This is a genomic window from Corallococcus sp. AB038B, assembly GCF_003668955.1.
Classification (GTDB): domain Bacteria; phylum Myxococcota; class Myxococcia; order Myxococcales; family Myxococcaceae; genus Corallococcus; species Corallococcus exiguus.
The window spans coordinates 1-1135 of the sequence record NZ_RAWO01000045.1 but is presented as its reverse complement, the minus strand read 5'-3'; the positions used below and the strand labels follow the sequence as shown (position 1 = coordinate 1135).

At 66.1% G+C, this 1135-nt stretch carries 1 protein-coding gene; it reads left to right on the top strand.

Annotated features, from left to right (window positions below):
- Nucleotides 1-2: 2 nt before the first annotated feature.
- Nucleotides 3-1135 (top strand): elongation factor Tu (tuf, locus tag D7Y04_RS42445; RefSeq protein WP_120600389.1); only part of this gene is annotated, 1133 nt, incomplete at its 3' end.

Here is a 1135-nt window from a genome sequence, read left to right as displayed (position 1 = left end):
TCATGTCCAAGGAAAAGTTCGATCGCAGCCTGCCCCACGTGAACATCGGAACGATTGGGCACGTGGACCACGGCAAGACGTCGCTGACGGCGGCCATCACGAAGGTGCTGGCGAAGTCCGGTGGCGCCACGTTCCTGGCGTACGACCAGATTGACAAGGCGCCGGAAGAGCGCGAGCGCGGCATCACCATCTCCACGGCGCACGTGGAGTACAAGACGAAGAACCGTCACTACGCGCACGTCGACTGTCCGGGACACGCCGACTACGTGAAGAACATGATCACGGGCGCGGCGCAGATGGACGGCGCCATCCTGGTGGTGTCGGCGGCGGACGGCCCGATGCCCCAGACGCGCGAGCACATCCTGCTGGCCCGCCAGGTGGGCGTGCCCTACATCGTGGTCTTCCTGAACAAGGTGGACCTGCTGGACGACCCCGAGCTGCGCGAGCTCGTGGAGATGGAAGTCCGCGACCTGCTGAAGAAGTACGAGTTCCCCGGCGACACCATCCCCATCGTCCCCGGCTCCGCGGTGAAGGCGCTGGAGGGTGACACCAGCGACATCGGCGAGCCGGCCATCCTGAAGCTGATGGAGGCGGTGGACGCGTACATCCCGACGCCGCAGCGCGCGACGGACAAGCCCTTCCTGATGCCGGTGGAAGACGTGTTCTCCATCGCCGGCCGCGGTACGGTGGCGACGGGCCGCGTGGAGCGCGGAATCATCAAGGTGGGCGAGGAAGTCGAAGTCGTCGGCCTGCGCGCGACGCAGAAGACGGTGGTGACGGGCGTGGAGATGTTCCGCAAGCTGCTGGACGAGGGCCGGGCGGGCGACAACATCGGCGCGCTGGTCCGTGGCCTCAAGCGCGAGGACATGGAGCGCGGCCAGGTGCTGGCGAAGCCGGGCAGCATCACGCCGCACACGAAGTTCAAGGCTCAGATTTACGTGCTGTCGAAGGAAGAGGGCGGCCGCCACACCCCGTTCTTCAAGGGGTACCGTCCGCAGTTCTACTTCCGCACCACGGACGTGACGGGCACGGTGAAGCTGCCGGACAACGTCGAGATGGTCATGCCGGGCGACAACATCGCCATCGAGGTGGAGCTCATCACCCCGGTCGCGATGGAGAAGGAGCTCCGGTTCGC